The organism is Burkholderia cepacia GG4 (genome assembly GCF_000292915.1).
Classification (GTDB): domain Bacteria; phylum Pseudomonadota; class Gammaproteobacteria; order Burkholderiales; family Burkholderiaceae; genus Burkholderia; species Burkholderia cepacia_D.
This window is the reverse complement of record NC_018514.1, coordinates 1,821,098-1,845,117: the sequence shown is the minus strand read 5'-3', so window position 1 is coordinate 1,845,117 and position 24,020 is coordinate 1,821,098. Positions and strand designations below refer to the sequence as shown.

Genomic DNA, 24,020 nt, shown 5'->3' with positions numbered 1-24,020 from the left:
GCACGTCGTCAACAACAACTGACTACTTCCACCACGAGAGCAGAGGAACCACCATGAACGGAGCAAGCTCTACCGCGCGTCGCACCGCGCTCGCACTGGCGCTCGCCGTCGTCGGCGCATCGGCCACGGCGGCCGAACTCACGGTCGTCAACTTCGGCGGCGCGAACGGCGACGCGCAGAAGGCCGCATTCAACCAGCCGTTCGAGAAGGCGACCGGCAACAAGGTCACGGCCGTCGAGTACAACGGCGAGCAGGCGAAAGTGAAGGCGATGGTCGAGGCGAAGCACGTCAACTGGGACGTGGTGGAAGTCGAATCGGGCGACCTGAACCGCGGTTGCGACGAAGGGCTGTACGAGAAGCTCGACTGGTCGAAGATCGCGAAGAAGTCCGACCTGATTCCGGAATCGCCGCAGGTGTGCGGCGTCGGCTTCTTCGTGTGGTCGACCGCGCTGTCGTACAACGCGGACAAGCTGAAGACCGCGCCGACCGGCTGGGCCGATTTCTGGGACGTGAAGAAATTCCCCGGCAAGCGCGGGATGCGCAAGGGCGCGCGCTACAACCTCGAGTTCGCGCTGATGGCCGACGGCGTCGCGACCAAGGACGTGTACAAGGTGCTCGGCACGAAGGCCGGCCAGGACCGCGCGTTCAAGAAGCTCGACGAGCTGAAGCCGTACATCCAGTGGTGGGAAGCGGGCGCGCAGCCGCCGCAGTTCCTGGTGGCCGGCGACGTCGTGATGTCGACCGCGTACAACGGCCGCATCGACGCCGCGCAGAAGGAAGGCAAGAACCTGAAGGTCGTGTGGAACGGCAGCATCTACGACCTCGACTACTGGGCGATTCCGAAGGGCTCGCCGAACAAGGCGCTCGCCGAGCAGTACATCGCGTACACGCTGACGCCGAAGCCGCAGCAGGGCTATGCGCAGCACATCGCGTACGGTCCCGCGAACGTCGCGGCGATCAAGTCGCTCGACGCGAAGACGCTCGCGAACCTGCCGAACTCGCCGGCCAACGGCAAGAACGCGGTACTGGAGGACATCGGCTTCTGGACCGACCACAGCGACGAGCTCGAGCAGCGCTTCGCCGCGTGGGCGACGAAGTAACAGCCGTTCAGGTGTCCTGATGCAACCGGCCGCGCGGCGCGCTTGACGCGTCGCGCGGCATTCCGCCGGATCGAGCCCGGCCGGAGAGAACCGTTGAACACGATGACGATCGCTCCTTCCTCGCCGTCGACAGCCGCGCTCAAGCGCGAGCTGAAGGCCGCCGAGGCCCGCAAGCGCACGATGGCGCTGCTGTTGATCGCGCCGCTCGCGATCTTCCTGCTGCTCATCTTCGTCGTGCCGATCGGCACGCTGCTCACGCGCGCGGTGCAGAACCCCGAGATCGCGACCGCGTTGCCGAACACGATCGCCGCGCTGTCGGGCTGGGACCGCAAGGCACCGCCAGCCGATGCCGCCTATGTCGCGCTCGCGGCCGACATGACGAAGGTGGCCGACAGCGAGGCGATGGGTGCGCTGGCACGGCGCCTGAACACCGAGATTCCCGGCTATCGCTCGCTCGTCGCGAAGACGGCGCGCGCGATGCCGCTGAAGGGCGACAACGACGCGGTGCTGACGCCCGCGCAGACGCGCGAGAAAATCATCGACCTCGATTCGCGTTGGGGCGACGCCGCGTACTGGCAGGCGATCGCGAAGAACGGCAGCCAGCTGTCGCCGTTCTACCTGCTCGCTGCGCTCGACCACAAGCAGGACGGTTTTGGCCAGATCGTGCAGGCCGATCCCGACCAGTCGATCTATCTAGCGATCTTCGGCCGCACGTTCGTGATCGGCGTCGCGGTCACGCTGTTCGCGCTGCTGCTCGGCTATCCGCTCGCGTACTGGATTTCGACGCTGTCGGAGCGCCGCGCGAACCTCGTGATGATCCTCGTGCTGATTCCGTTCTGGACCTCGGTACTGGTGCGCGTCGCCGCGTGGATCGTGCTGCTGCAGAGCGAAGGGCTCATCAACACGGCGCTGATCGGCAGCGGGCTGATCTCGCATCCGCTGACGCTGCTGTTCAACCGCGTCGGCGTGTACATCTCGATGACGCACATCCTGCTGCCGTTCATGATCCTGCCGCTCTACAGCGTGATGAAGTCGATCCCGCCGACCTACCAGCGCGCGGCCGTGTCGCTCGGCAGCCATCCGTTCGCCGCGTTCTGGCGCGTGTACGTGCCGCAGACCTATCCGGGCGTCGGTGCGGGGGCGCTGCTCGTGTTCATCCTCGCGATCGGCTACTACATCACGCCTGCGCTGCTCGGCGGCCCGAACGACCAGATGGTCAGCTACTACGTCGCGTACTTCACGAACGTGACGATCAACTGGGGCATGGCGTGCGCGCTCGGCGGGCTGCTGCTCGCGGCGACGCTGGTGCTGTATGCGGTGTACGGGCGCTTCACGCGCACGAACGTGAGCCTCGGCTGAGCGCCGGGCACAGGAAAACAGGAAGGGGATGCCGACCATGAAACTCGCCAGGCCGCTGTTCGCGCCGCACATGTCGTTCGTCGAGCGCGCGTGGTATGTCGCGCTGCGCGTGCTCGTCGTGCTGACGCTGCTGTACCTGATCCTGCCGGTGCTCGCGATCGTGCCGCTGTCGTTTTCGTCGAGCACGTTCCTCGTCTATCCGATCCCGGGTTTCTCGACGCGCTGGTACGAGAACCTGATCGCGTCGGACGAGTGGCGGATGGCCGCGAAGAACAGCTTCATCGTCGCGCCGTCGGCGACCATCGTCGCGACCGTGCTCGGCACGCTCGCCGCGATCGGCCTCACGAAGGCGGACTTTCGCGGCAAGGGGCTCCTGATGGCGGTGCTGTTGTCGCCGATGATCGTGCCGGTCGTCGTGGTCGGCGTCGGCATGTACCTGTTCTTCGCGCCGCTCGGGCTCGCGAATACCTACACGGGGCTGATCGCCGCGCACGCGGCGCTCGGCGTGCCGTTCGTCGTGACGACGGTGGCCGCGACGCTGCAGGGCTTCAACCAGAACCTGGTGCGCGCGAGCCTGTCGCTCGGCGCGAATCCCGTCACGACGTTCTTCCGCGTGACGCTGCCGGTGATCGCGCCGGGCGTGATGTCGGGCGCGCTGTTCGCGTTCGCGACGTCGTTCGACGAGGTCGTCGTCACGCTGTTCCTCGCGGGCGCCGACCAGACGACGCTGCCGCGCCAGATGTTCACGGGTATCCGCGAGAACATCAGCCCGACGATCGCCGCGCTCGCGACGATCCTGATCATTTTCTCGACGAGCCTGCTGCTCGCGCTCGAATGGCTGCGCGGCCGCAACGCGCGGCGCGCAGTGTCGTGACGGCGGGGCGGGCGCCGTTCGGCCCGCTGCCCGACCATTGATCGTTGCGTATTCAACGATGGCGCGCACTCGACGCGGCGCGCCAAAGCTTTCGTTTTGCTGACTGACGACGCGCTTGCCTGCAGGTTCGATGCGGCTCTGCAACAATACGGCTCGCGGTGCCGCGCGTTCCGTTGCTGTTGCACGGAGCCGCCGTTGCCGCACCGCTCAATCCGCGACGCCGCGCGTCGCTCGTCAGCCGAGCCTCATCTTGTCCGAATTCGCTTCCCCCGCCGGCGCCCGGGAGCCGGCCGTCAACTGGCGCGCGATGTCCGCCGTGCTGCTGGCCGTCGCGCTCGCGACGCTCGACACCGCGATCGCGAACACGGCGCTGCCCGCGATCGCCACCGACCTGCACGCGTCGCCGGCCGCGTCGGTGTGGATCATCAACGCATACCAGCTCGCGATGGTCGCCACGCTGCTGCCGTTCGCGTCGCTTGGCGACATCGTCGGCCACAAGCGCGTGTATGTCTCGGGCCTCGCGGTGTTTACGCTCGCCTCGCTGGGCTGTTCGCTCGCCGCGACGCTGCCGCAGCTGACGGCGGCGCGGATCGTGCAGGGCTTCGGCGCGAGCGCGATCATGAGCGTGAACGTCGCGCTGATCCGCAACCTGTTTCCCGCGCACCGGCTCGGGCGCGGCGTCGGCTTCAACGCGCTCGTCGTCGGTGTGTCGTTCGCGATCGGGCCGACGATCGCATCGCTGATCCTGTCCGTTGCTGCCTGGCCCTGGCTGTTCGCGGTGAACGTGCCGCTCGGCGTGATCGCGCTCGCGGTGGCGATTCCGTCGCTGCCGCAGACGGCGCGCGGCAAGCATGCGTTCGATCCGCTTGCCGCGCTGTTCAACGTGATCACGTTCGCGTCGCTGATCTTCGCGCTCGGTGAATTCGCGCAGCGCGGGCCGCTGTCCATCGTGCTCGCGGCCGCCGCCGTCGCGCTCGCGTTCGGTTGGCTGCTGATCCGCCGCCAGGCCGGACACCCGGCGCCGATGTTGCCGGTCGACCTGTTCCGCCGGCCCGTGTTTACGCTGTCCGCGCTGACGGCCGTGTGCGCGTTCGCCGCACAGGGCCTGGCGTTCGTGTCGCTGCCGTTCTACTTCGAGACCGTCCTGCATCGCAGCGCGGTCGAGACGGGGTTCCTGATGACGCCGTGGTCGGCGATCGTCGCGCTGGCCGCGCCGATCGCGGGCCGGCTGTCCGATCGTTATCCGCCCGGGTTGCTCGGCGCGATCGGGCTCGCGTTGCTGAGCGCGGGGATGGTGTCGCTCGCGGCATTGCCGACGGCGCCGAACGTAGTCGACATCGGCTGGCGGATGATGCTGTGCGGCGCGGGCTTCGGTTTCTTCCAGTCGCCGAACCTGAAGGCGCTGATGTCGAGCGCGCCGCCCGAACGCAGCGGCGGCGCAAGCGGGATCATCGCGACCGCGCGGCTGATCGGGCAGGCGACCGGCGCGGCGCTCGTCGCGCTGTCGTTCGGGATCGCGGGGCGTCACGGCCCGACGCTCGCGCTGATGCTCGGCGCCGGCTTTGCCGGTGCCGCGAGCGTGGCGAGCGGGCTGCGACTCTTCGCGCCATCGCATCGGGCTGGGGCGCCGGCCGTGGCGGCGCCGGTGAAGGAGCGCGCGACGGAGTAGGGTTCCGTGCGAGCCCGCGGCCCGCGAGTGTGTCGGCGCGGCGCGCGGCGAACGACTGCCACGCGCCGTCCTTCCCGTTACGCTCAGAAGCCGCCGGTCTGGATCAGCTTGTTGAGGTTCGCGATGTTCAGGCTGCCGAAGCCCGTCGTCAGATCCCGGCCGGTGCCCGCGTTGTAGCCATACCCTTGATAGCCGTTGTTCCCCGACACGACGTCATAGCGCACGAGTGACGGGTTTGACGGGATATCCGCATAGAACTTGCCGGCCGGGAAGCCGAGGGTCGTGCCGTTCGCCGCGAGCAGGCGCGCCCAGAAGCCGGTGAAGATCGGTGCAGCGAGGCTCGTGCCGCCGATCTGCTGCAACTGGCCGTAGTTGTAGATGTACGCGCCCGTGCTTTGCGCGGCGTCGAACGACACATCGGGCAACTGACGATTGCTGCCCGATTGCCACGCCGGCGCCGGCAGGACCGTGCTGACGCCGCCGCCCGTCGCCCACAGCTTGCCGTTGGCGTCGAGGCCTTCGTTCCATACCGTCTCGTTCGAGAACGCGCCCGCCGACGTGGTGTACAGCGTCGTGCCGCCGATCGCGAGCACGTGCGGCGACGCGGCCGGCCACGACACCGTGTAGTTCGCGCCGTCCGGATAGCCGCGGTTGTTGCACTCGTATACGCCTTCGTCGCCGGACGACACCGAGAACGTCTGGCCTTGCGCGGCGGCCGTCGTGAAGATCTGCTCCTCGGCGTCGATCGTGCCGTCTGCGTTCGCGTCGGTCTCGCACCAGCCGAGCGACACGTTGATCACCTTCGCGGTGTTGTCCGACACCGCGCGGTTGAACGCCAGTGTGAGGCCCGTGTTGCCGGCGGCGTTGAGGTCCGCCATGTAGAACACGAGCTTGCCGACCTGGCCGCCGGCCGAGCCGACGATCGACTGGCTGTCGAGGTCCCATTCGCCCTGGCCGTCCTGGTCGTCGCTGTAGCTGCCGGTCGTGCCGGTGCCGTTGGTCTTGACGGTCTGCGTCGAGACCGTGCCGTAGCCGTTGCTCGACGTGAACTGCTTCAGGTCCTGCAGCGTCTGCGACACGCCGCCGATCGTGATGATGCCGACGCTCACGCCGGCCGCGGTCGGCACGCCGGTCGCGTTGTAGAGGCCCGGGAATTCCTTCGGATAGTGGCCGGTGGCCGTGCCGGCCGCGAGTGCCTGCGCCTTCGCGACGTTGCCGATGCGCAGCATCGGCCGTGCGCGCGCGACGTTCTGCAGCCCGAGCACCGAGCCGACGACGTCACCGAGCGCGCGCGGCACCTGCGCGGTGGAGGCGTTCGCGAAGCCCGGGCGGCCTGCGTACTGGAAGTGCACGAGCGACGTGTTGAACGCGCTCTTCACCGTGCCGGCCGTGCCGCGCGCGGATACCAGCAGCCGGTTCGGCGCGACTTCGATGTTCACGAAGCCGTTCTTGCGCAGATAGTCGACGACCGACTTCACCTGCGCGTCGGTCGGCGCGTAGCTGGCGAGGAACTGCTCGTGCGTGAGGTACTGGCGGTAATGCGCATTGCCGGGCCGGTTCACGTCGTGCGCGAGCTGCTTGAGCTGCGCGGCGTTGCGCAGCTTCAGGCTGACGACGACGTCGGCCGTTTCGCCGGCCGCGAGTTCGAGCGACGGCGCCGCGCTGCGCGCCATCAACTGCGGGCCGGTCAGAAAGGCCTTCGTGTGGGTGTCGACCCAGTCCGTCGTCGCATGCGCCGCGCCGGCGGCGACCATGAGCGGCCACGCGCACGCGCACGCGAGGCGGCGGGGCGACGGAAGGGGAAGGGAAAACCAGGCGTTCCTTTTCATCGGGAGTCCTTTTTAGGAGAGACGACGTTGCTGGAACCCCCGGCCCTTGTGGGGCCGCGAGCGGTGTCGAGCGTAGGGCGTCGGTGCCGTTCAGGTAGCTGCCAGTTTCCATAGCTGTCAGTTCTGACATCGGCGTGCTCGCGCGCATGTGCTGCGTCGTTCGTGCATGCAGCAGCGCGCCCCCGGCACAGGGAACCGGTTCGCCGCGCGACCGCGCGACGGTCGACGACGTTTGCACGCACGACTCGTTCGTTGCGGTATCGGAATGCGCGCGATTGCGGAGCGAATCGCCGCGCGAGCGCGTCGCGGGCGATCGGGCGTGGACGCGTCGCGCGTCGCACTATGTGGTCAGGCGCCGCCACGGCGTCGGCGCGACGACGCCCCGGATGCGCGGATGCACAAAAACGGGGCCAGTCGATCGCGAGCGTTTCCCGAACTGTGGAACAGCGCGTTGCCGAGTCTTGCAGCGTGCTTTCGGTTCGCGGATCGGGTGAGCGGATTAGAGGGAATGCTCGAATTCGGGCGGCGACTCGGACTCGAAGCGCTCCCGATGGCCGTCGCAGGCAGTTTCGCCGCCGGGCGGCCCGTCACGAGGAACGCGGCATGCGGCAGGATCGGACGACGACATGCGCGAAATTCCTCCTTGACGCGCGCCGGTCCGCCGCTATCCTTGGATTCATAACCATAGGGTTATTGATTCAACCATGCAAAACGCTCACGACATGCTGTTCAGGACGCTTGCCGATCCGACGCGCCGCGCGCTCTTCGAGCGGCTGTGCGAAGAGGGTGAGCTGACGGTTGCCGCGCTGACGGCGCATGCAGGCGTGTCGCAGCCGGCGGTATCGAAGCATCTGGGTGTACTGAAGCAGGCCGGGCTCGTGAGCGACCGTCACGAAGGCCGGCAGACGCACTACAGCGCGCAGCCGCAGGCGCTGACGCCGTTGCTCGACTGGACCAGCCAGATGGCCGGCTTCTGGCAGAACCGGTTCGATGCCCTCGAAGATCTGCTAAAGAGGATGGATCAGTAATGAACCAGGCCACCACCGAAACGCGTACCGTCGTCGTCGAACGGGAACTGTCGCATCCGCCGGAGAAGATCTGGCGCGCGCTCACGCAACCGCACCTGATCGAGGCGTGGCTGATGAAGAGCGATTTCGAACCCGTCGCGGGCCGCGCGTTCAGCTTTCGCGCGGACTGGGGTGCGGTCGACTGCACGGTGCTGACGATCGAGCCACAGCGCGCGCTGTCCTATACGTGGGCAGCCTGCGGCCTCGAAAGCGTCGTCACGTGGACGCTCACGCCGACGCCGCGTGGCACGCTGCTGCGGATGGAGCAGGCCGGCTTCCGCACCGATCAGGAGCAGGCGTACCGCGGTGCGCAGCACGGGTGGGCGCGGTTCTTCGAGTCGCTCGAACGGGTGCTGGCGCGTCCCGACGAAGAGCAGGAGGCCCGGGCATGAGCGCATCGGACCTGGAACCGTCGGCCCGCATCGACGCGCTGATCGCGGGGATCGCCGACTGGCGCGGCAAGACATTCGCGGAACTGCGCGAGACGATCCTCGCCGCTGAAGACGGCATCGTCGAGGAATGGAAATGGATGGGCAGCCCCGTGTGGTCGTGCGACGGGATGATCGCGGTCGCGAACGCGCACAAGGGCAAGGTGAAGTTGACCTTCATGCACGGCGCGAAGCTGCCCGATCCCGACCAGTTGTTCAACGACGGTCTCAATGGCAACGCGCGGCGTGCGATCGATTTCTTCGAGGGCGACCGGATCGACAAGCGGGCGTTGAAGCGCCTCGTGCGCGCGGCGATCGAATACAACCGCACGCATTTGAAGAAGAACGCGCGATCAGGTTCCGGCGCGGGCGCGAAGGCGCGAAGTAGCAAGGCGGCGTGACGCGCGAGCCGGATGCCGGCGGGTGACGTCCCGCGAAAGCGGGGCGCCGCCGTGCGATCGGCGCTACGACACCCGCGATGAACCAAAAAAAAGCCCGACACGAGGTCGGGCATCCAAATCGGCCGCAACCGCCGCGAGGCGGCTGCGGCACCTGCAAAAGCAGGACGCTTACGCTGCGAGCAGCGAGCGCAGCACGAACGGCAGGATACCGCCGTGCTTGTAGTAGTCGACTTCGATCGGCGTATCGATACGCAGCAGCACCGGCACGCGTTGCGTTTCGCCGTTCTTGCGGTTGATCACGAGCGTGACGTCCTGCTGCGGCTTGAAGTCGTCGCCGAGGCCTTCGATGTCGTAGGTCTCTTCGCCGGTGATGCCGAGCGACTGAATGCTGTCCGCGCCCTTGAACTGCAGCGGCAGCACGCCCATGCCGACCAGGTTCGAGCGATGGATCCGCTCGAAGCTGCGTGCGATCACGGCCTTCACGCCGAGCAGCTGCGTGCCCTTCGCGGCCCAGTCGCGCGACGAGCCCGTGCCGTACTCTTCGCCCGCGAACACGACGGTCGGCGTGTCGGCTGCAACGTACTGCATGGCCGCGTCGTAAATCGACTGCTGTTCGCCGCTCGGCTGGTGAATCGTCAGGCCGCCTTCGACGCGTGTGCCGTCTGCCTTCGCCGGGATCATCAGGTTCTTGATCCGGACGTTCGCGAACGTGCCGCGCATCATCACGTCGTGGTTGCCGCGGCGCGAGCCGTAGCTGTTGAAGTCGGCCTTCTGCACGCCGTTTTCCTTCAGCCACTTGCCTGCCGGCGAGTCTTCCTTGATCGAGCCTGCCGGGCTGATGTGGTCGGTCGTGACCGAGTCACCGAAGATGCCCAGTGCGCGCGCGCCCTTGACGGTCGGGATCGACGCAGCCGGTTCCATCGAGAAGTCGTTGCCGAAGAACGGCGGCTCCGCGATGTAGGTCGACTTCGGCCAGTCGTAGACCTCGCCCGTTTCGCCCTCGATCTTGCTCCAGAGGTCGCCCTTCTTGGTCAGTTTCGCGTAGTTTTCCTCGAACTTCTTCGGGTCCAGCGCGAACTTGAGCAGTGCGTGGATTTCTTCGCTCGTCGGCCAGATGTCGCCGAGGTAGATGTCGCGGCCGCCCTTGCCCTGGCCGACCGGCTCGGTCATCAGGTCGCGCGTGATGTTGCCGGCGATCGCGTATGCGACGACGAGCGGCGGCGACGCGAGGAAGTTCGCGCGGATGTTCGGGTGGATACGCGCTTCGAAGTTACGGTTGCCCGACAGCACGGCTGCCGCGACGATGTCGTTCTTCGTGATCGCTTCGTTCAGTTCCGGCGTCAGGTCGCCTGCGTTGCCGATACAGGTCGTGCAGCCGTACGCCGCGAGTTCGAAGCCGAGCTTCGACAGGTAGGGCAGCAGGCCCGTCTTCGTCAGGTACTCGGTGACGATGCGCGATCCCGGCGCGAGCGAGGTCTTGATCTTCGGGTCGACCGTGAGGCCGGCCTCGACCGCCTTCTTCGCGAGCAGGCCGGCAGCCAGCAGCACGCTCGGGTTCGACGTGTTCGTGCACGACGTGATCGCGGCGATCAGCACGTCGCCGTTCTTCACGTCGACGTCGTTGCTCGTCGTGTACTGCGTGCCCAGGTCTTCAGCCTTCTTCGCGAAGCCGTTTTCCGCGACCGGCTTCGAGAACAGGTCGGTGAACGTCGACTTGACGTTGCCGATCTCGATGCGGTCCTGCGGGCGCTTCGGGCCGGCCAGCGACGGGGCGACCGTTGCCAGGTCGAGCGTCACCGTCTTCGTGTAGTCGATGTCGCCGGCCTTCGGAATGCCGAACAGCTTCTGTGCCTTGAAGTAGTTCTCGAATGCGGCGATCTCCGCCTTCGTGCGGCCCGTGCCTTCGAAGTAGTCGATGGTCTTTTCGTCGACCGGGAAGAAGCCCATCGTCGCGCCGTATTCCGGCGCCATGTTGCCGATCGTCGCGCGGTCCGGCAGCGACAGCGACTTCGTGCCTGCGCCGAAGAACTCGACGAACTTGCCGACGACCTTTTCCTTGCGCAGCATTTCGGTGATCGTCAGCACCAGGTCGGTGGCCGTCACGCCTTCGCGCAGCTTGCCCTTCAGCTCGACGCCGACGACGTCCGGCGTCAGGAAGTACACCGGCTGGCCGAGCATGCCGGCTTCAGCCTCGATGCCGCCCACGCCCCAGCCGACCACGCCGATGCCGTTGATCATCGTCGTGTGGCTGTCCGTGCCGACCAGGGTGTCCGGGTAGTACACGGTGTCGCCGCCGTCCGCCTTCTTGTGGTGGACACCGCGCGCGAGATACTCGAGGTTCACCTGGTGGACGATGCCCACGCCCGGCGGCACGACCTTGAACGTGTCGAATGCCTGCATGCCCCACTTCATGAACTGGTAGCGCTCGTTGTTGCGCTGGAATTCCAGTTTCATGTTCAGGTCGAGCGCGTCCTTCTGGCGGAAGTAGTCGATCTGGACCGAGTGGTCGACGACGAGATCGACCGGGACCAGCGGTTCGATCTTCTTCGGGTTCTTGCCCGAACGCTCCGCGACGCCGCGCATGGCCGCGATGTCGGCGAGCAGCGGCACACCCGTGAAGTCCTGCAGCACGACGCGCGACACCACGAACGGAATCTCGTCGACGCGCTTCGCGGTCGGCTTCCAGTTCGCGAGCTGCTCGATGTGTTCTTCGGTGATCTTCTTGCCGTCGTAGTTGCGCAGCACGGACTCGAGCACGATACGGATCGACACCGGCAGGCGCTCGATCTTCGTCTTCAGTTCCTTGCCGAGCTGCGGCAGCGAGTAGAACTTGCCTTTGCCGGAACCGCTGTCGAATTCCTTGAGGGTCTTGTGGAGATTGTGGGCCATGGTGATTTTCCTGGGTTTAAGGCTAGGAAACAAAGAGTCCTGTAGATGACGGCTATATCACATACAAGTCGACGTACTCATCGACCGGCATCGCTTCGAGCTTTGCCTGGTCCAGCGACACGTCGAGAATCGCTTGTTGCTGCTTTGCCGGGAAGCGGCGGGCAAGGTTGGTCCGGAACTTCCCGACCAGGAGCGGGATGCCGTCCGCACGGCGTCGCTGATGGCCGATCGGGTATTCGACCGCTACTTCGGCAAGCTTCGATCCGTCCGCGAATTCGATCGTCAGCGCATTCGCGATCGATCGTTTGGCCGGGTCATGGTAATCCTTCGTGAACTGCGGATCCTCGACGCACACGGTTTTCGCGCGCAGCGCGTCGATGCGGGGATCGGCGGCGACCGAATCTTCATAGTCGGCCGCGGTCAGCCGGCCGAACAGCAGCGGCACGGCGACCATGTACTTTATGCAGTGGTCGCGGTCGGCCGGATTGGCGAGCGGGCCCTGCTTGTCGATGATGCGGATCGCGGCCGCATGCGTGCGGATCGTGATCCGGCTGATCTCGTCGGTGGTGCGGCCCGCCGCGGCGAGCTGCGCGTGCAGCTGCAGTGCGGCCTCGGCGGCCGTCTGCGCATGGAATTCGGCGGGGAACGAAATCTTGAACAGCACGTTCTCCATCACGTACGTGCCGTACGGGCGCTGGAAGCGGAACGGCTGCCCGTCGAACAGCACGTCGTAGAAACCCCAGGTTTTCGCGGTGAGCGCCGACGGGTAGCCCATCTCGCCGGTTTTCGCGATCAGCGCGAGGCGCACCGCGCGGGACGTCGCGTCGCCGGCCGCCCACGACTTGCGCGAACCGGTGTTCGGCGCGTGGCGGTAGGTGCGCAGCGCCTGGCCGTCGACGAACGCGTTGGACACCGCGTTGATCAGCTCGTCGCGTGTGAGCCCCAGCAGGCGGCCGACGACGGCCGTCGAGGCGACCTTCACGAGCAGCACGTGGTCGAGCCCGACCGCGTTGAACGAATTTTCGAGTGCGAGACAGCCCTGGATCTCGTGGGCCTGGATCATCGCGACGAGCACGTCGCGCATGGCAAGCGGCTTCCTGCCGGCCGCGACGGCCGTGCGGGACAGCCAGTCGGCCGTCGCCAGGATCCCGCCGAGGTTGTCGGACGGATGACCCCATTCGGCGGCGAGCCAGGTGTCGTTGAAGTCCAGCCAGCGGATCATCGCGCCAATGTCGAAAGCGGCCTGGACGGGATCGAGCTGGAAGGACGTGCCGGGCACCTTCGCGCCGTTCGGCACGATCGTGCCGGGCACGACGGGGCCGAGCAGCTTGGTGCAGGCAGGGTAGGACAGCGCCTCGAGCCCACATCCGAGCGTGTCGATCAGGCAATGACGCGCCGTCTCCAGCGCGAGCGCGCTGTCGATGCCGGGGTTCAGCACGTAGTCGACGATATCGACGAGCACCGTATCCGGAGCGGGGCGGACGTTGGAGACCGGGGCGGACATCGAGGGGCCTGGGAGAACGCGCTTAGTTCGTTACCGGCTTCAGCTCGTTCGATTGCGTCGGCGCTGCGCCGCCTTGCGCCATTTCCGGCGTCACGCACTCGTCGGCGAGACGTTCGCCGCCGTTCGCATCGCTGAACAGCATCGCCTTGCTCGGGATGACGACCAGCTTGAAGCCGTTGGCCGGATCGTAGAACGTGTCGGCGCCCGTCGTCGTGGCCTGGCGCGGCAGCTTGTAGTTCTTCTTCGCCCAGTGAACCGTGACCAGCTGGTCGCGCTTCATGTCGCCGGCGAGGTCGAACGACAGGCCGTCCTTGCACGCCCACTTGACTGCGCCGTCCGGCACCGGATCGACCTTGGCCGCGGCACGTGCCTGTGCCTTCTTGCTGCGCGGAATGATGCGCTTGGCCGGCGCCGGGCGCTTGGCCGTCTTCTTCGCAGTCGTCGCCGTATCCTGGGCAAACGCGCTCGGTGCCGACACCAGCATCGTGGCGGACAACGCGCCGATGGCGGTAGCGATCAGGAGTTTCTTCATGGAGTCAGAACCTTTCGAAAATCAGTTGACAAGGGCCGGCAGCCGAAGCTGCTGGCCGGTTTGAAACTGCACGCGCCCCGGAAGCGCGCAGCGGCCGCTATTTTCACCTATTTGGACGCGCATATTTCAGGTTTTCAGGCTCCGTTACGTTTTTTGTCGTTTCGCAAACCTATCGCGGGTTTGCGCTCCCGGAATTCGATGAAATGCGTGTGTCGGCGCGCGCTCACTGCGCGTCTCCGGCGGCCGGGCCGAACAGCGGCGCGGCCTCGGCCGGCACCGGCTGGCCGGTCGCCCGCGCGCGGCGCAGCACCGACCAGTAATAGCGGTAGCTCGCACGGTCGTGCAGCGTATCGCCGTGGCGCGTCGGGCCCCAGTCGGCGGCCTGCGCGGCCAGCAGGATCTCGGCGGCCAGCGCAACCTCGTCGGTGCGCGGCGCGAATGCGTCGACGATCGGGCGGATCTGCGCGGGGTGGATGCTCCACATCCGCGTGAACGCGAACTCGTCGCGCGCGCGGCGCGCGTCGCCGGCGACGACGCCCATGTCGCGCACTTCGGTCGTCACGTTGTGCGACGGCGTCTTGCCGTGCGCGTGGCACGCCGCGGCGATTTCCAGCTTCGCGCGGCGCGCCAGCGGGTGGTCGAACTGGCCCGGCGAGCGCATCGCTGCATCGGGAATGGCGCCGTGATGCGCGGATACGAAGTCCATCAGCCCGAAGCTCAGCGTCCCGACCAGCGGCAGCGCGGCGAGGGCGGCCGCCTGCGCGAGCGCGCCGTGCGTCTCGACCAGCACGTCGACCGGGATCGGCTGCGCGAGGCCGAGCTCGCGGCGGGTGCCTTCGATGAACGCGACCATCTCGGCCGCGTCGGCGGCGCTCGCGACCTTCGGCAGCGTCAGGTAGGCCGGCGCGCGCGCGGCGCGCAGCACGATGCGCACGTCGTCGCGCCAGTGGGGATGGGAAAAGTCGTGGATGCGGACGCCGACCCGCCCGAAGCGGTTCTCGGCGCTGCCGAGGAACTCGGCGACGAGCTGCGCGTGCGCCGCTTCCTGGCCGATGGCCGCGCCGTCCTCGCAGTCGAGCGTGATGTCGAATACGGGGCCGAGTTCGGCCTGGAGCGCGAGCGACTTGCGGATCAGCTTCTCGCTGCCCGCGTAGTGATCGCAGCAGGGCAGGATCGCGGGCGGGGACGCCCCGTCGTACAGCACTTGTGCAGGAGTGAGCGCGGACATCTCTTCTACGTCAAGGAGGCGGATCAACGTGGAGAAAATCGGATTCGGGCGCGTTCTGGGCCGGCGCGGGGCGCCTGTGGCGGCAAAACGTGCGCGGATCGGATCGGGCGGCGGCGCCGGCTGCATGCCGGCCCCGCCGCCTGTGCCTTGACCGTGCCGCCCGGGGGCGGCACGGTCACGCGATTTGCTGCTTAGTTCTTCAGCAGGTGGGCGACGCCATCGCGCTCTTCGAGCAGCTCGGCCAGCGTGCCGTCCATCTTCTCGCGCGAGAACGCGTCGATTTCCAGGCCTTCGATGCGCTTGTACTCGCCGTTTTCGCACACGACCGGCACGCCGTAGATGATGTCTTCGGGGATGCCGTACGAGCCGTCCGACGGGATGCCCATCGTGACCCACTTGCCGTTCGTGCCGAGGACCCAGTCACGCACGTGGTCGATCGCCGCGTTGGCTGCCGACGCTGCCGACGACAGGCCGCGCGCTTCGATGATCGCCGCGCCGCGCTTGCCGACGGTCGGGATGAACGTGTCGCGGTTCCACACGTCGTCGTTGATCAGCTTCAGCAGCGATTCGCCTTCGACGGTCGCGAAACGGAAGTCGGGGTACATCGTCGGCGAGTGGTTGCCCCACACGGCGAGCTTCTCGATCGATGCGACCGGCTTGCCCGACTTGGCCGCGAGCTGCGACAGCGCGCGGTTGTGGTCGAGGCGCAGCATGGCCGTGAAGTTCTTCTTCGGCAGGTCCGGCGCCGACTTCATCGCGATGTACGCGTTCGTGTTCGCCGGGTTGCCGACGACCAGCACCTTGACGTCGCGGCTCGCGACTTCGTTCAGCGCAGCGCCCTGGACCGTGAAGATCTCGGCGTTCGCCGACAGCAGGTCCTTGCGCTCCATGCCCTTCGAGCGCGGACGTGCACCGACCAGCAGCGCGACGTCTGCATCCTTGAATGCAACCTTCGGATCGTCGGTGATCACGACGCCCGCGAGCAGCGGGAACGCGCAATCGTCGAGTTCCATCACGACGCCTTTGACGGCGGCTTGGGCTTGCGGGAGGTCGAGCAGTTGCAGGATGACCGGCTGGTCCTTGCCGAGCAGGTCGCCGTTCGCGATGCGGAACAGCAGGGAGTAAGCGATTTGACCTGCGGCGCCGGTGACGGCAACGCGCTTTGCGGGCTTAGCCATTGAAAATCTCCAGGACGGGTGAAGCGGTGGACGCTAGGCAAAACGCCATTCTATGCGCGTTACGCGTAGCGTTGCATTGAAGCAGGGCGGAGGACTCGCGAAAGGCAGACGCGGTGAACCTGGAGACGGCCGTGGCACGTAGCCGGGGACGCGTATTTGCACCCGCGAACCCTTGCTCGACCCGGAGTGTAGGAGCCGGCGGGCCCAAAGTCAAACGGTATCATATGTCTTATATAAGACAGATGTTTTGCGGAATTTGAGTGGACGGAAAAGCGCGGTTTGTGATGAAATGCGCGCCATGACATCGAACCAGGCGAACAACGCGAATCAGAACGGCGCAGGCGGCCCAGGGCAGCCGGGCGCGGGTGATTCCGTGCCGACGCCTGTCGCTTCTCCGTCGCCGACCTTTAGTCCGTTATACCAGCAGATCAAGTCATTGATCACGCAAAGTCTCGAATCCGGTGAATGGAAGCCGGGCGAGATCATTCCGAGCGAAGTGGAGCTTGCGGCCCGTTACAAGGTCAGCCAGGGCACCGTTCGCAAGGCGATCGACGAGCTGGCCGCCGAAAACCTCGTGGTCCGGCGGCAGGGCAAGGGTACTTTTGTTGCAACGCACAACGAGGATCGCGCGCAGTTCCGCTTCCTGCGGCTTCTGGCCGACGACGGTGCCGAGCACCCGCACGTGAGCCGCCTGCTCGAATGCCGGCGCCTGCGCGCGCCGGCCGAGATCGCGCGGCAGCTCGACCTGAAGCCGGCCGATCCGGTCGTGCAGGTGCGTCGCCTGCTGGAGTTCGAGAAGGAGGTGACGGTGCTCGACGAGATCTGGCTGCCGGGCGCGATGTTCCGCGGCCTTACGTTCGAGCGGCTGAGCGAGTACAAGGGGCCGCTCTACGCGATGTTCGAGACGGAGTTCGGCACGCGGATGATCCGCGCGACGGAAAAGATTCGCGCGGTGGCGGCGGAGCCGGCGGTGGCCGACCTGCTGCACGTGCCGGCAGGATTTCCATTGCTGTCGGTCGAGCGCGTGTCCTATACATACGGAGACCGGCCTGTGGAAGTGCGGCGCGGCTGGTATGTCACAACCGGGTATTACTATCAGAATGACTTGAGCTGACGACGTATCGGCACAAGCAGCGTGCATGCGCGTTTTCCACGCTCGCGTAGCACGTTTCGGGCCGCCTTTATTCTCGTTCGCGTAACGATCCAGAGCAGACTTTCGCTGCAGCGCGATATAAAAAGGCGCTAAAATTGCGGATTAGTGTGACAACATAGTAGGGGTCTAGCATGACTGACGCAGTAAGAAAGCCGAGGCCGGAATACCGGAACATCGGATTCGGCGATATCACGATGAAATATCGCATGCCGCTGGCGGCGATATTGTCGATTCTCCATCGAATCAGCGGCGCGCTGCTGTTCCTGTTCCTGCCGTTCGTGCTGTTCCTCTTCGATCAGAGCCTCACCTCCGAGCTCAGCTTCGAAGTCTTCAAGGCTTTCCTCTCCAACATCATCGTCAAGCTGATCGTCCTCGCGTTGTCCTGGGCGTTCCTCCACCATTTCTGCGCCGGCATTCGCCACCTGCTGATGGACGTCAACCACGACGCCGTCACGAAGGAAGGCGGCAAGCGGACGGCAGTCGTCGTCTTTGTCGTCTCGATCGCCCTGACGATCGCCATGGCACTCAAACTGTTCGGAGCATTCTAAGAAAATGGCAGCCAATAACCGAATCGGCTCGAAGCGTCTCGTCGTCGGCGCTCACTACGGCCTGCGCGACTGGCTCGCGCAGCGCGTCACCGCCACGATCATGGCGGTCTACACGGTCATTCTGCTCGTCCTGTTCTTCGGCGCGCATGACTTCTCGTACGAAGGCTGGGCGTCGATCTTCTCCGCGCAATGGATGAAGCTCGCGACCTTCGTGACGCTGCTTTCCCTCTTCTACCACGCATGGGTCGGCGTGCGCGACATCTGGATGGACTACGTGAAGCCCGTCGGTGTGCGCCTGCTGCTGCAATCGCTGACCATCGTCTGGCTGCTCGCATGTGCGGGCTACGCCGCGCAGATTCTCTGGAGAGTGTAAAGAATGGCTGCAATCAAAACTTCCCTGCCGCGCCGCAAGTTCGACGTGGTGATCGTCGGCGCGGGTGGCTCGGGCTTGCGCGCAGCGCTGCAACTGTCGCGCGCGGGCCTGTCGGTCGGCGTGCTGTCGAAGGTGTTCCCGACCCGTTCGCACACGGTGGCCGCACAGGGCGGCATCGGCGCGTCGCTCGGCAACATGAGCGAAGACAACTGGCACTTCCACTTCTACGACACGATCAAGGGTTCCGACTGGCTCGGCGACCAGGACGCGATCGAGTTCATGTGCCGTGAAGCGCCGAACGTCGTGTACGAACTCGAACACTTCGGCATGCCGTTCGACCGTAACGCGGACGGCACGATCTACCAGCGTCCGTTCGGTGGCCACACGGCGAACTACGGCGAGAAGCCGGTCCAGCGCGCTTGCGCGGCCGCCGACCGTACCGGTCACGCGCTGCTGCACACGCTGTACCAGCAAAACGTCGAAGCGAAGACGCAGTTCTTCGTCGAATGGATGGCACTCGACCTGATCCGCGACGCGGAAGGCGACGTGCTCGGCGTGACGGCCCTCGAGATGGAGACGGGTGACGTCTACATCATGGAAGGCAAGACGACGCTGTTCGCGACGGGCGGCGCAGGCCGGATCTTCGCGGCATCGACGAACGCGTTCATCAACACCGGCGACGGCCTCGGCATGGCTGCCCGCTCGGGCATCGCGCTGCAGGACATGGAGTTCTGGCAGTTCCACCCGACCGGCGTGGCCGGCGCGGGCGTGCTGATCACCGAAGGCGTGCGCGGCGAAGGCGGTATCCTGCGCAACGCGAACGGCGAGCGCTTCATGGAACGCTATGCACCGACGCTGAAGGATCTGGCGCCGCGTGACTTCGTGTCGCGTTCGATGGACCAGGAAATCAAGGAAGGTCGCGGTGTCGGTCCGAACAAGGACCACGTGCTGCTCGACCTGTCGCACATCGGCGCCGAGACGATCATGAAGCGTCTGCCGTCGATCCGCGAAATCGCGCTGAAGTTCGCGAACGTCGACGCGATCAAGGAACCGATCCCGGTCGTCCCGACGATCCACTACCAGATGGGCGGCATCCCGACCAACATCCATGGTCAGGTCGTCGGCACGTCGCGCGGTCACAAGGATCCCGTCAACGGCTTCTACGCAGTGGGCGAGTGCTCGTGCGTGTCCGTGCACGGCGCGAACCGCCTCGGCACGAACTCGCTGCTGGACCTCGTGGTGTTCGGCCGTGCGGCCGGCAACCACATCGTCGAGCACGTGAAGAACCAGAAGGAACACAAGCCGCTGCCGGCCGACGCAGGCGAATTCTCGCTGGCGCGCCTGGCGAAGCTCGAGAAGTCGAGCTCGGGCGAGTACACGCAGGACGTCGCGAATGACATCCGTTCGACGATGCAGAAGCACGCAGGCGTGTTCCGCACGTCGAAACTGCTGAAGGAAGGTGTCGACGAGATGGCCGGCCTGAAGGCCCGCGTGGAAAACATCCACCTGAAGGACAAGTCGAAGGTGTTCAACACCGCGCGCGTCGAAGCGCTCGAGCTGGAGAACCTGATCGAAGTCGCCCGCGCGACGATGGTGTCGGCGGAAGCGCGCAAGGAAAGCCGCGGCGCACACGCGCACAGCGACTACGAACACCGCGACGACGACAACTGGCTGCGCCACACGCTGTGGTACAGCGAAGGCGATCGCCTCGACTACAAGCCGGTTCAAATGAAGCCGCTGACGGTCGAATCCGTGCCGCCGAAGCCGCGCACGTTCTAAGCCGAGTCAAAGGAATCCGAAATGGCAAAACGCATTTTTGAAGTCTACCGCTACGATCCGGACAAGGACGCGGCGCCGCGCATGCAGACGTACGAGCTCGAGATCAAGCATGAGCGCATGCTGCTCGACGCACTGGTCAAGCTGAAGGCACTGGACGAGACGCTGTCGTTCCGCCGTTCGTGCCGTGAAGGCGTGTGCGGTTCGGACGCGATGAACATCAACGGCAAGAACGGTCTCGCGTGCCTGACGAACCTGAACGACCTGCCGCAGAAGATCGTGCTGCGTCCGCTGCCGGGCCTGCCCGTCGTGCGCGACCTGATCGTCGACATGACGCACTTCTTCAACCAGTATCACTCGATCAAGCCGTACCTGATCAACGACGCGCCGCCGCCGGAGAAGGAACGCCTCCAGTCGCCGGAAGAACGCGACGAGCTCGACGGCGTGTACGAGTGCATTCTGTGCGCGAGCTGCTCGACGTCGTGCCCGAGCTTCTGGTGGAACCCGGACAAGTTCGTCGGCCCGGCCGGCCTGCTGCAGGCTTACCGCTTCATCGCGGATAGCCGCGACACCGCCACCGGCGAGCGTCTCGACAACCTGGAAGACCCGTACCGTCTGTTCCGTTGCCACACGATCATGAACTGCGTCGACGTTTGCCCGAAGGGCCTGAACCCGACGAAGGCGATCGGCAAGATCAAGGAACTGATGGTTCGCCGCGCGGTTTAAAGTTTGATGAGCGACGAATCGCATCAATCCGACCCGCACCGTCGCGCGCGCCTCCGCTGGCGCGCGCGGCGGGGTCTGCTGGAAAACGACATCATTTTCGAGCGTTTCTTCAGCAGATACGAGCATGACCTCACCGATGCAGACGTAGGCGCGTTGTCGCGCCTGCTCGATCTGAGCGACAACGACCTGATGGACTTGCTCCTCGCGCGCAAGGAACCAGAGGGCGACCTAAACAGCCCGGATATCCACCGGCTGTTGGAGATGCTGCGCAACGTGTAACGCGTTACGCCCGTTATCGAATCCCGTTTCTTTATTTCGATTGAGGATGTGCCATGACTCCGTCTGATGTTAAAGCCACGCTATCGTTCAGCGACAACTCGCCGAGCGTCGAACTGCCGATCTACAAGGGCACGATGGGCCCGGACGTAATCGACATCCGCAAGCTGTACGGCCAGACCGGCAAGTTCACGTATGACCCGGGCTTCATGTCGACGGCAGCTTGTAATTCGGCGATCACGTACATCGACGGCGACAAGGGCGAACTGCTGTACCGCGGCTACCCGATCGACAACCTCGCGCAAAACGCCGACTTCCTCGAAAGCTGCTACCTGCTGCTGAAGGGTGAACTGCCGAACGCAGCGCAGAAGAAGGAATTCGTCGACACCGTCACGAAGCACACGATGGTGCACGAGCAGATGCACTTCTTCTTCCGTGGCTTCCGCCGCGATGCGCACCCGATGGCGATCCTGGTCGCTGCAGTCGGCGCGCTGTCCGCGTTCTACCACGACTCGCTCGACATCAACGACCCGCGTCACCGCGAAGTGTCGGCGATCCGCATGATCGCAAAGCTGCCGACGCTCGTCGCGATGGCGTACAAGTACAGCATCGGCCAGCCGTTCGTGTATCCGAAGAACTCGCTGTCGTACAGCGCGAACTTCATGCACATGATGTTCTCGAACCCGTGCGAAGAGTACAAGGTCAACGACGTGCTCGTCCGCGCACTCGACCGTATCCTGATCCTGCACGCTGATCACGAGCAGAACGCATCGACGTCGACGGTCCGCCTGGCTGGCTCGTCGGGCGCGAACCCGTTCGCCTGTATCGCAGCAGGTATCGCATGTCTGTGGGGCCCGGCGCACGGTGGTGCGAACGAAGCCGCGCTGAACATGCTCGAGCAGATCGGTTCGCCGGACAACATCCCCGAATTCATCAAGCAGGTGAAGGACAAGAATTCGGGCGTGAAGCTGATGGGCTTCGGTCACCGCGTGTACAAGAACTACGACCCGCGTGCGAAGCTGATGCGCGAAACGTGCTACGAAGTGCTGAACGAACTGGGCCTGCACGACGACCCGCTGTTCAAGCTCGCGATGCAGCTCGAGAAGATCGCGCTGGAAGACGAATACTTCGTGTCGCGCAAGCTGTACCCGAACGTCGACTTCTACTCGGGTATCGTCCAGCGCGCGCTGGGCATCCCGACGTCGATGTTCACGTGTATCTTCGCGATGGCACGTACGGTCGGCTGGATCGCACAGTGGAACGAAATGATCGCCGATCCCGAGCAGAAGATCGGTCGTCCGCGTCAGCTGTTCATCGGCGACACGCCGCGCGAAGCGAAGCCGATCAACGCACGTTAAGTCGTGCGCGGCGCGAACGGCCGTCAGGCCGCTCGCGTCCGGCAATCGCAACGCCTCGACACCCCGACGGGTCATCCCGCCGGGGTGTTTTCATTGGCGCGTCCGAAACGGCCGTGCGCGCCGCTGCCGCTGGCCGTCTGCCGAATCCGCTGCGGCCCGCCTGCAATTCGACGCGATCGGCTGCGGGCGCCCGCGAAATCGACGCGAATTGCGCAATTTGGCTTCCGATAATGGTCCGGACACAACGCAGCTGCCCCGTGCGCCGCACGGGGGGCAGCGTGACCATGGAGGAGTCGATGCAATTCACGCAAGCGATCGTTCGCCGTCCCGCGCCGTCCTGTGGCGCGGGTCTCACCACCGCCACGCTCGGCGCGCCCGACTACGACAAGACGCTCACGCAGTTCCACGCGTACTGCGACGCGCTGCGCGGGCTCGGCGTCGAGCTGACCGAGCTGCCGCCGCTGGAGGCGTTCCCCGATTCGCACTTCGTCGAGGACGTCGCGGTCGTCACGCCTGAATTTGCGGTGATCACGCGCCCCGGCGCGCCCGCGCGGCGCGGCGAGACGGTGCACATCGAAGCGGCGCTCGGCGCGCATCGCGACCTGCTGCCGATGCAGGACGGCCGTCTCGACGGCGGCGACGTGATGCAGGTCGGCAAGCGCTTCTACATCGGCCTGACGGGCCGCACGGACGCCGAAGGCATCGCCGCGTTCGAGTCGCTGGTGTCGCGCTACGGCTACGCGGTCGTCGCGGTGCCGGTCGGCGCCGGCCTGCACCTGAAGTCGGTCGTCAACGCGCTCGGCGACGACACGCTGCTCGTGACCGAGGCGCTGGCCGCGCATCCGGCGTTCGCCGACTATCGCCGGATCGCGATCTCGGCCGCCGATGAATATGCGGGCAACACGCTGCGTGTGAACGGTACGCTGATCACGCCGGCCGGCTATCCGCGCGTGCACGACGCGATTCAGTCGCTCGGGCTGCCGCTGCACGTGATCGACACGAGTGAATTCCGCAAGATGGACGGCGGCCTGACGTGCCTGTCGCTGCGGTTCTAGCCGATTGGCGCGCGGCCGCTTCGGCCGGATAATGTGGCCCCGCGCGGAACGGGAGGAAACCCGCCGCGCACCTGCCACGACCCGACCGGAGCGAACGCGGATGACCGACAAGAAGATGCAGCTCGACAAGATCGATCTCCGGATCCTCGACATCCTGCGCACCGACGGACGGATTTCGTACCGGAAGCTGTCGGAGCTCGTGAACCTCACGCCGCGCCCGTGCCAGGCGCGCGTGGAACGGCTCGAGGCGCTCGGCGTGATCGAAGGCTACCGCGCCGTCATCAAGGCGCCGCGCGCGACCAAGCCGATCGTCGTGATCGCGCAGATCGTGCTGGCCGATCACGGGCGTTCGCAGGCACCGTTCGAGGACGAGATGCGGAACAACCCGGCGGTGCTCGATTGCTGGCTCGTCAGCGGCACGTTCGATTTTCTCGTGCGGCTCGCGTGCGAGGATCTCGACGAATACCGGCGGATCGCGAACGTGTGGCTCGAAAGCCCGCGGTTCCGGATCGAGAAGATCGTGACGACGGCCGAGTTGCAGGCGATCAAGCGCAGCGTCGTCTGACGTGGCAGTGCGCGTCCGGGCCGGCGGCATCGGACGCGCGGCCGGTCGGGCAGGGCCGGTTTCGATGCGAATAACCGGGTCGATCGATTGGTATTCCGAATCAATCTGGTCGACCCGATTCCAATCAGGGTG

General features: G+C 65.7%; 22 protein-coding genes. 16 read left to right on the top strand and 6 right to left on the bottom strand.

Translation table 11 applies throughout. From position 1 onward, the window contains the following. Nucleotides 1-53 precede the first annotated feature (53 nt). The 4 genes from GEM_RS23905 (at nt 54) to GEM_RS23890 (ending at nt 5,002) form a co-directional block, all read left to right on the top strand. Entirely contained in the window at nt 54-1,100 is a 1,047-nt protein-coding gene (locus tag GEM_RS23905; RefSeq protein ID WP_014899981.1) for an ABC transporter substrate-binding protein, read from the top strand. A 102-nt stretch (nt 1,101-1,202) separates the two neighbouring features. Then, nucleotides 1,203-2,459, top strand: coding sequence for an ABC transporter permease (locus GEM_RS23900; RefSeq protein ID WP_039319379.1), 1,257 nt, complete (start codon nt 1,203-1,205; stop codon nt 2,457-2,459). 37 nt (nt 2,460-2,496) lie between these two features. Then, nucleotides 2,497-3,333 carry an ABC transporter permease gene (locus GEM_RS23895; RefSeq protein WP_041490811.1) on the top strand — a complete coding sequence of 279 codons (837 nt, stop codon included), beginning with the start codon at nt 2,497-2,499 and terminating at the stop codon, nt 3,331-3,333. A gap of 250 nt (nt 3,334-3,583) precedes the next feature. Further along, nucleotides 3,584-5,002: an MFS transporter gene (locus GEM_RS23890; RefSeq protein ID WP_014899978.1), complete on the top strand. Its 1,419-nt coding sequence runs from the start codon at nt 3,584-3,586 to the stop codon at nt 5,000-5,002. An 83-nt stretch (nt 5,003-5,085) separates the two neighbouring features. Here the strand turns inward: GEM_RS23890 and GEM_RS23885 are convergent, their stop codons facing one another. Then, complete coding sequence (locus GEM_RS23885) at nt 5,086-6,831, bottom strand: S53 family peptidase (RefSeq protein WP_014899977.1); 1,746 nt, start codon at nt 6,829-6,831, stop codon at nt 5,086-5,088. Between the two features lie 704 nt (nt 6,832-7,535). Between GEM_RS23885 and GEM_RS23880 the strand changes: the two genes are divergently transcribed. Genes GEM_RS23880 through GEM_RS23870 form a run of 3 tightly spaced genes read left to right on the top strand, consistent with a single transcriptional unit; the run spans nt 7,536 to nt 8,727 of the window. Next, nucleotides 7,536-7,859, top strand: coding sequence for an ArsR/SmtB family transcription factor (locus GEM_RS23880; protein ID WP_014899976.1), 324 nt, complete (start codon nt 7,536-7,538; stop codon nt 7,857-7,859). Further along, the gene (locus GEM_RS23875; protein ID WP_014899975.1) at nt 7,859-8,290 is read left to right on the top strand and encodes an SRPBCC family protein; all 432 of its coding nucleotides are present in this window, start codon (nt 7,859-7,861) and stop codon (nt 8,288-8,290) included. The genes GEM_RS23880 and GEM_RS23875 overlap by 1 nt, the downstream gene beginning before the upstream one ends. Continuing rightward, the gene (locus GEM_RS23870) at nt 8,287-8,727 is read left to right on the top strand and encodes a DUF1801 domain-containing protein (RefSeq protein WP_014899974.1); all 441 of its coding nucleotides are present in this window, start codon (nt 8,287-8,289) and stop codon (nt 8,725-8,727) included. Before GEM_RS23875 ends, GEM_RS23870 begins: the two co-directional genes overlap by 4 nt. A gap of 168 nt (nt 8,728-8,895) precedes the next feature. Here GEM_RS23870 and acnA read toward each other — a convergent pair whose 3' ends face one another. From acnA to GEM_RS23845, 5 genes are all read right to left on the bottom strand, one after another. Then, nucleotides 8,896-11,616: an aconitate hydratase AcnA gene (gene acnA, locus GEM_RS23865; RefSeq protein ID WP_014899973.1), complete on the bottom strand. Its 2,721-nt coding sequence runs from the start codon at nt 11,614-11,616 to the stop codon at nt 8,896-8,898. A gap of 52 nt (nt 11,617-11,668) precedes the next feature. Then, nucleotides 11,669-13,120, bottom strand: coding sequence for a bifunctional 2-methylcitrate dehydratase/aconitate hydratase (locus tag GEM_RS23860; RefSeq protein WP_014899972.1), 1,452 nt, complete (start codon nt 13,118-13,120; stop codon nt 11,669-11,671). Nucleotides 13,121-13,142: 22 nt separating this feature from the next. Continuing rightward, complete coding sequence (locus GEM_RS23855) at nt 13,143-13,652, bottom strand: hypothetical protein (protein ID WP_014899971.1); 510 nt, start codon at nt 13,650-13,652, stop codon at nt 13,143-13,145. A gap of 223 nt (nt 13,653-13,875) precedes the next feature. Then, nucleotides 13,876-14,880, bottom strand: coding sequence for an HpcH/HpaI aldolase/citrate lyase family protein (locus GEM_RS23850; protein ID WP_041490809.1), 1,005 nt, complete (start codon nt 14,878-14,880; stop codon nt 13,876-13,878). Between the two features lie 191 nt (nt 14,881-15,071). Continuing rightward, nucleotides 15,072-16,058: a malate dehydrogenase gene (locus GEM_RS23845; RefSeq protein WP_014899969.1), complete on the bottom strand. Its 987-nt coding sequence runs from the start codon at nt 16,056-16,058 to the stop codon at nt 15,072-15,074. 289 nt (nt 16,059-16,347) lie between these two features. Between GEM_RS23845 and GEM_RS23840 the strand changes: the two genes are divergently transcribed. The 9 genes from GEM_RS23840 (at nt 16,348) to GEM_RS23800 (ending at nt 23,888) form a co-directional block, all read left to right on the top strand. Continuing rightward, nucleotides 16,348-17,172: a GntR family transcriptional regulator gene (locus tag GEM_RS23840; RefSeq protein ID WP_080599470.1), complete on the top strand. Its 825-nt coding sequence runs from the start codon at nt 16,348-16,350 to the stop codon at nt 17,170-17,172. A 170-nt stretch (nt 17,173-17,342) separates the two neighbouring features. Then, nucleotides 17,343-17,759 (top strand): succinate dehydrogenase, cytochrome b556 subunit, encoded by a 417-nt coding sequence (gene sdhC, locus GEM_RS23835; protein ID WP_014899967.1) that lies wholly within the window; start codon nt 17,343-17,345, stop codon nt 17,757-17,759. 4 nt (nt 17,760-17,763) lie between these two features. Beyond that, nucleotides 17,764-18,132 (top strand): succinate dehydrogenase, hydrophobic membrane anchor protein, encoded by a 369-nt coding sequence (sdhD, locus tag GEM_RS23830; RefSeq protein ID WP_006399546.1) that lies wholly within the window; start codon nt 17,764-17,766, stop codon nt 18,130-18,132. A gap of 3 nt (nt 18,133-18,135) precedes the next feature. Then, nucleotides 18,136-19,911: a succinate dehydrogenase flavoprotein subunit gene (gene sdhA / locus GEM_RS23825; protein WP_014899966.1), complete on the top strand. Its 1,776-nt coding sequence runs from the start codon at nt 18,136-18,138 to the stop codon at nt 19,909-19,911. A 21-nt stretch (nt 19,912-19,932) separates the two neighbouring features. Continuing rightward, nucleotides 19,933-20,634 (top strand): succinate dehydrogenase iron-sulfur subunit, encoded by a 702-nt coding sequence (locus GEM_RS23820; protein ID WP_006399548.1) that lies wholly within the window; start codon nt 19,933-19,935, stop codon nt 20,632-20,634. A gap of 6 nt (nt 20,635-20,640) precedes the next feature. Then, nucleotides 20,641-20,913, top strand: coding sequence for a succinate dehydrogenase assembly factor 2 (locus tag GEM_RS23815; RefSeq protein ID WP_014899965.1), 273 nt, complete (start codon nt 20,641-20,643; stop codon nt 20,911-20,913). 53 nt (nt 20,914-20,966) lie between these two features. Beyond that, nucleotides 20,967-22,268 (top strand): citrate synthase, encoded by a 1,302-nt coding sequence (gltA, locus tag GEM_RS23810; protein WP_014899964.1) that lies wholly within the window; start codon nt 20,967-20,969, stop codon nt 22,266-22,268. Between the two features lie 296 nt (nt 22,269-22,564). After that, nucleotides 22,565-23,323: a dimethylarginine dimethylaminohydrolase family protein gene (locus GEM_RS23805; protein WP_014899963.1), complete on the top strand. Its 759-nt coding sequence runs from the start codon at nt 22,565-22,567 to the stop codon at nt 23,321-23,323. Nucleotides 23,324-23,423: 100 nt separating this feature from the next. Further along, a complete protein-coding gene (locus GEM_RS23800; protein ID WP_014899962.1) occupies nt 23,424-23,888 on the top strand; it encodes an Lrp/AsnC family transcriptional regulator in 465 nt (154 codons plus the stop codon). Nucleotides 23,889-24,020 lie beyond the last annotated feature (132 nt).

Coding starts and splice junctions, on each gene's coding strand:
- GEM_RS23905 (WP_014899981.1), top strand. CDS start 54: ATGAACGGAGCAAGCTCTACCGCGCGTCGCACCGCGCTCGCACTGGCG.
- GEM_RS23900 (WP_039319379.1), top strand. CDS start 1,203: ATGACGATCGCTCCTTCCTCGCCGTCGACAGCCGCGCTCAAGCGCGAG.
- GEM_RS23895 (WP_041490811.1), top strand. CDS start 2,497: ATGAAACTCGCCAGGCCGCTGTTCGCGCCGCACATGTCGTTCGTCGAG.
- GEM_RS23885 (WP_014899977.1), bottom strand. CDS start 6,831: ATGAAAAGGAACGCCTGGTTTTCCCTTCCCCTTCCGTCGCCCCGCCGC.
- GEM_RS23880 (WP_014899976.1), top strand. CDS start 7,536: ATGCAAAACGCTCACGACATGCTGTTCAGGACGCTTGCCGATCCGACG.
- GEM_RS23875 (WP_014899975.1), top strand. CDS start 7,859: ATGAACCAGGCCACCACCGAAACGCGTACCGTCGTCGTCGAACGGGAA.
- GEM_RS23870 (WP_014899974.1), top strand. CDS start 8,287: ATGAGCGCATCGGACCTGGAACCGTCGGCCCGCATCGACGCGCTGATC.
- acnA (WP_014899973.1), bottom strand. CDS start 11,616: ATGGCCCACAATCTCCACAAGACCCTCAAGGAATTCGACAGCGGTTCC.
- GEM_RS23860 (WP_014899972.1), bottom strand. CDS start 13,120: ATGTCCGCCCCGGTCTCCAACGTCCGCCCCGCTCCGGATACGGTGCTC.
- GEM_RS23855 (WP_014899971.1), bottom strand. CDS start 13,652: ATGAAGAAACTCCTGATCGCTACCGCCATCGGCGCGTTGTCCGCCACG.
- GEM_RS23850 (WP_041490809.1), bottom strand. CDS start 14,880: ATGTCCGCGCTCACTCCTGCACAAGTGCTGTACGACGGGGCGTCCCCG.
- GEM_RS23845 (WP_014899969.1), bottom strand. CDS start 16,058: ATGGCTAAGCCCGCAAAGCGCGTTGCCGTCACCGGCGCCGCAGGTCAA.
- GEM_RS23840 (WP_080599470.1), top strand. CDS start 16,348: ATGCGCGCCATGACATCGAACCAGGCGAACAACGCGAATCAGAACGGC.
- sdhC (WP_014899967.1), top strand. CDS start 17,343: ATGACTGACGCAGTAAGAAAGCCGAGGCCGGAATACCGGAACATCGGA.
- sdhD (WP_006399546.1), top strand. CDS start 17,764: ATGGCAGCCAATAACCGAATCGGCTCGAAGCGTCTCGTCGTCGGCGCT.
- sdhA (WP_014899966.1), top strand. CDS start 18,136: ATGGCTGCAATCAAAACTTCCCTGCCGCGCCGCAAGTTCGACGTGGTG.
- GEM_RS23820 (WP_006399548.1), top strand. CDS start 19,933: ATGGCAAAACGCATTTTTGAAGTCTACCGCTACGATCCGGACAAGGAC.
- GEM_RS23815 (WP_014899965.1), top strand. CDS start 20,641: ATGAGCGACGAATCGCATCAATCCGACCCGCACCGTCGCGCGCGCCTC.
- gltA (WP_014899964.1), top strand. CDS start 20,967: ATGACTCCGTCTGATGTTAAAGCCACGCTATCGTTCAGCGACAACTCG.
- GEM_RS23805 (WP_014899963.1), top strand. CDS start 22,565: ATGCAATTCACGCAAGCGATCGTTCGCCGTCCCGCGCCGTCCTGTGGC.
- GEM_RS23800 (WP_014899962.1), top strand. CDS start 23,424: ATGACCGACAAGAAGATGCAGCTCGACAAGATCGATCTCCGGATCCTC.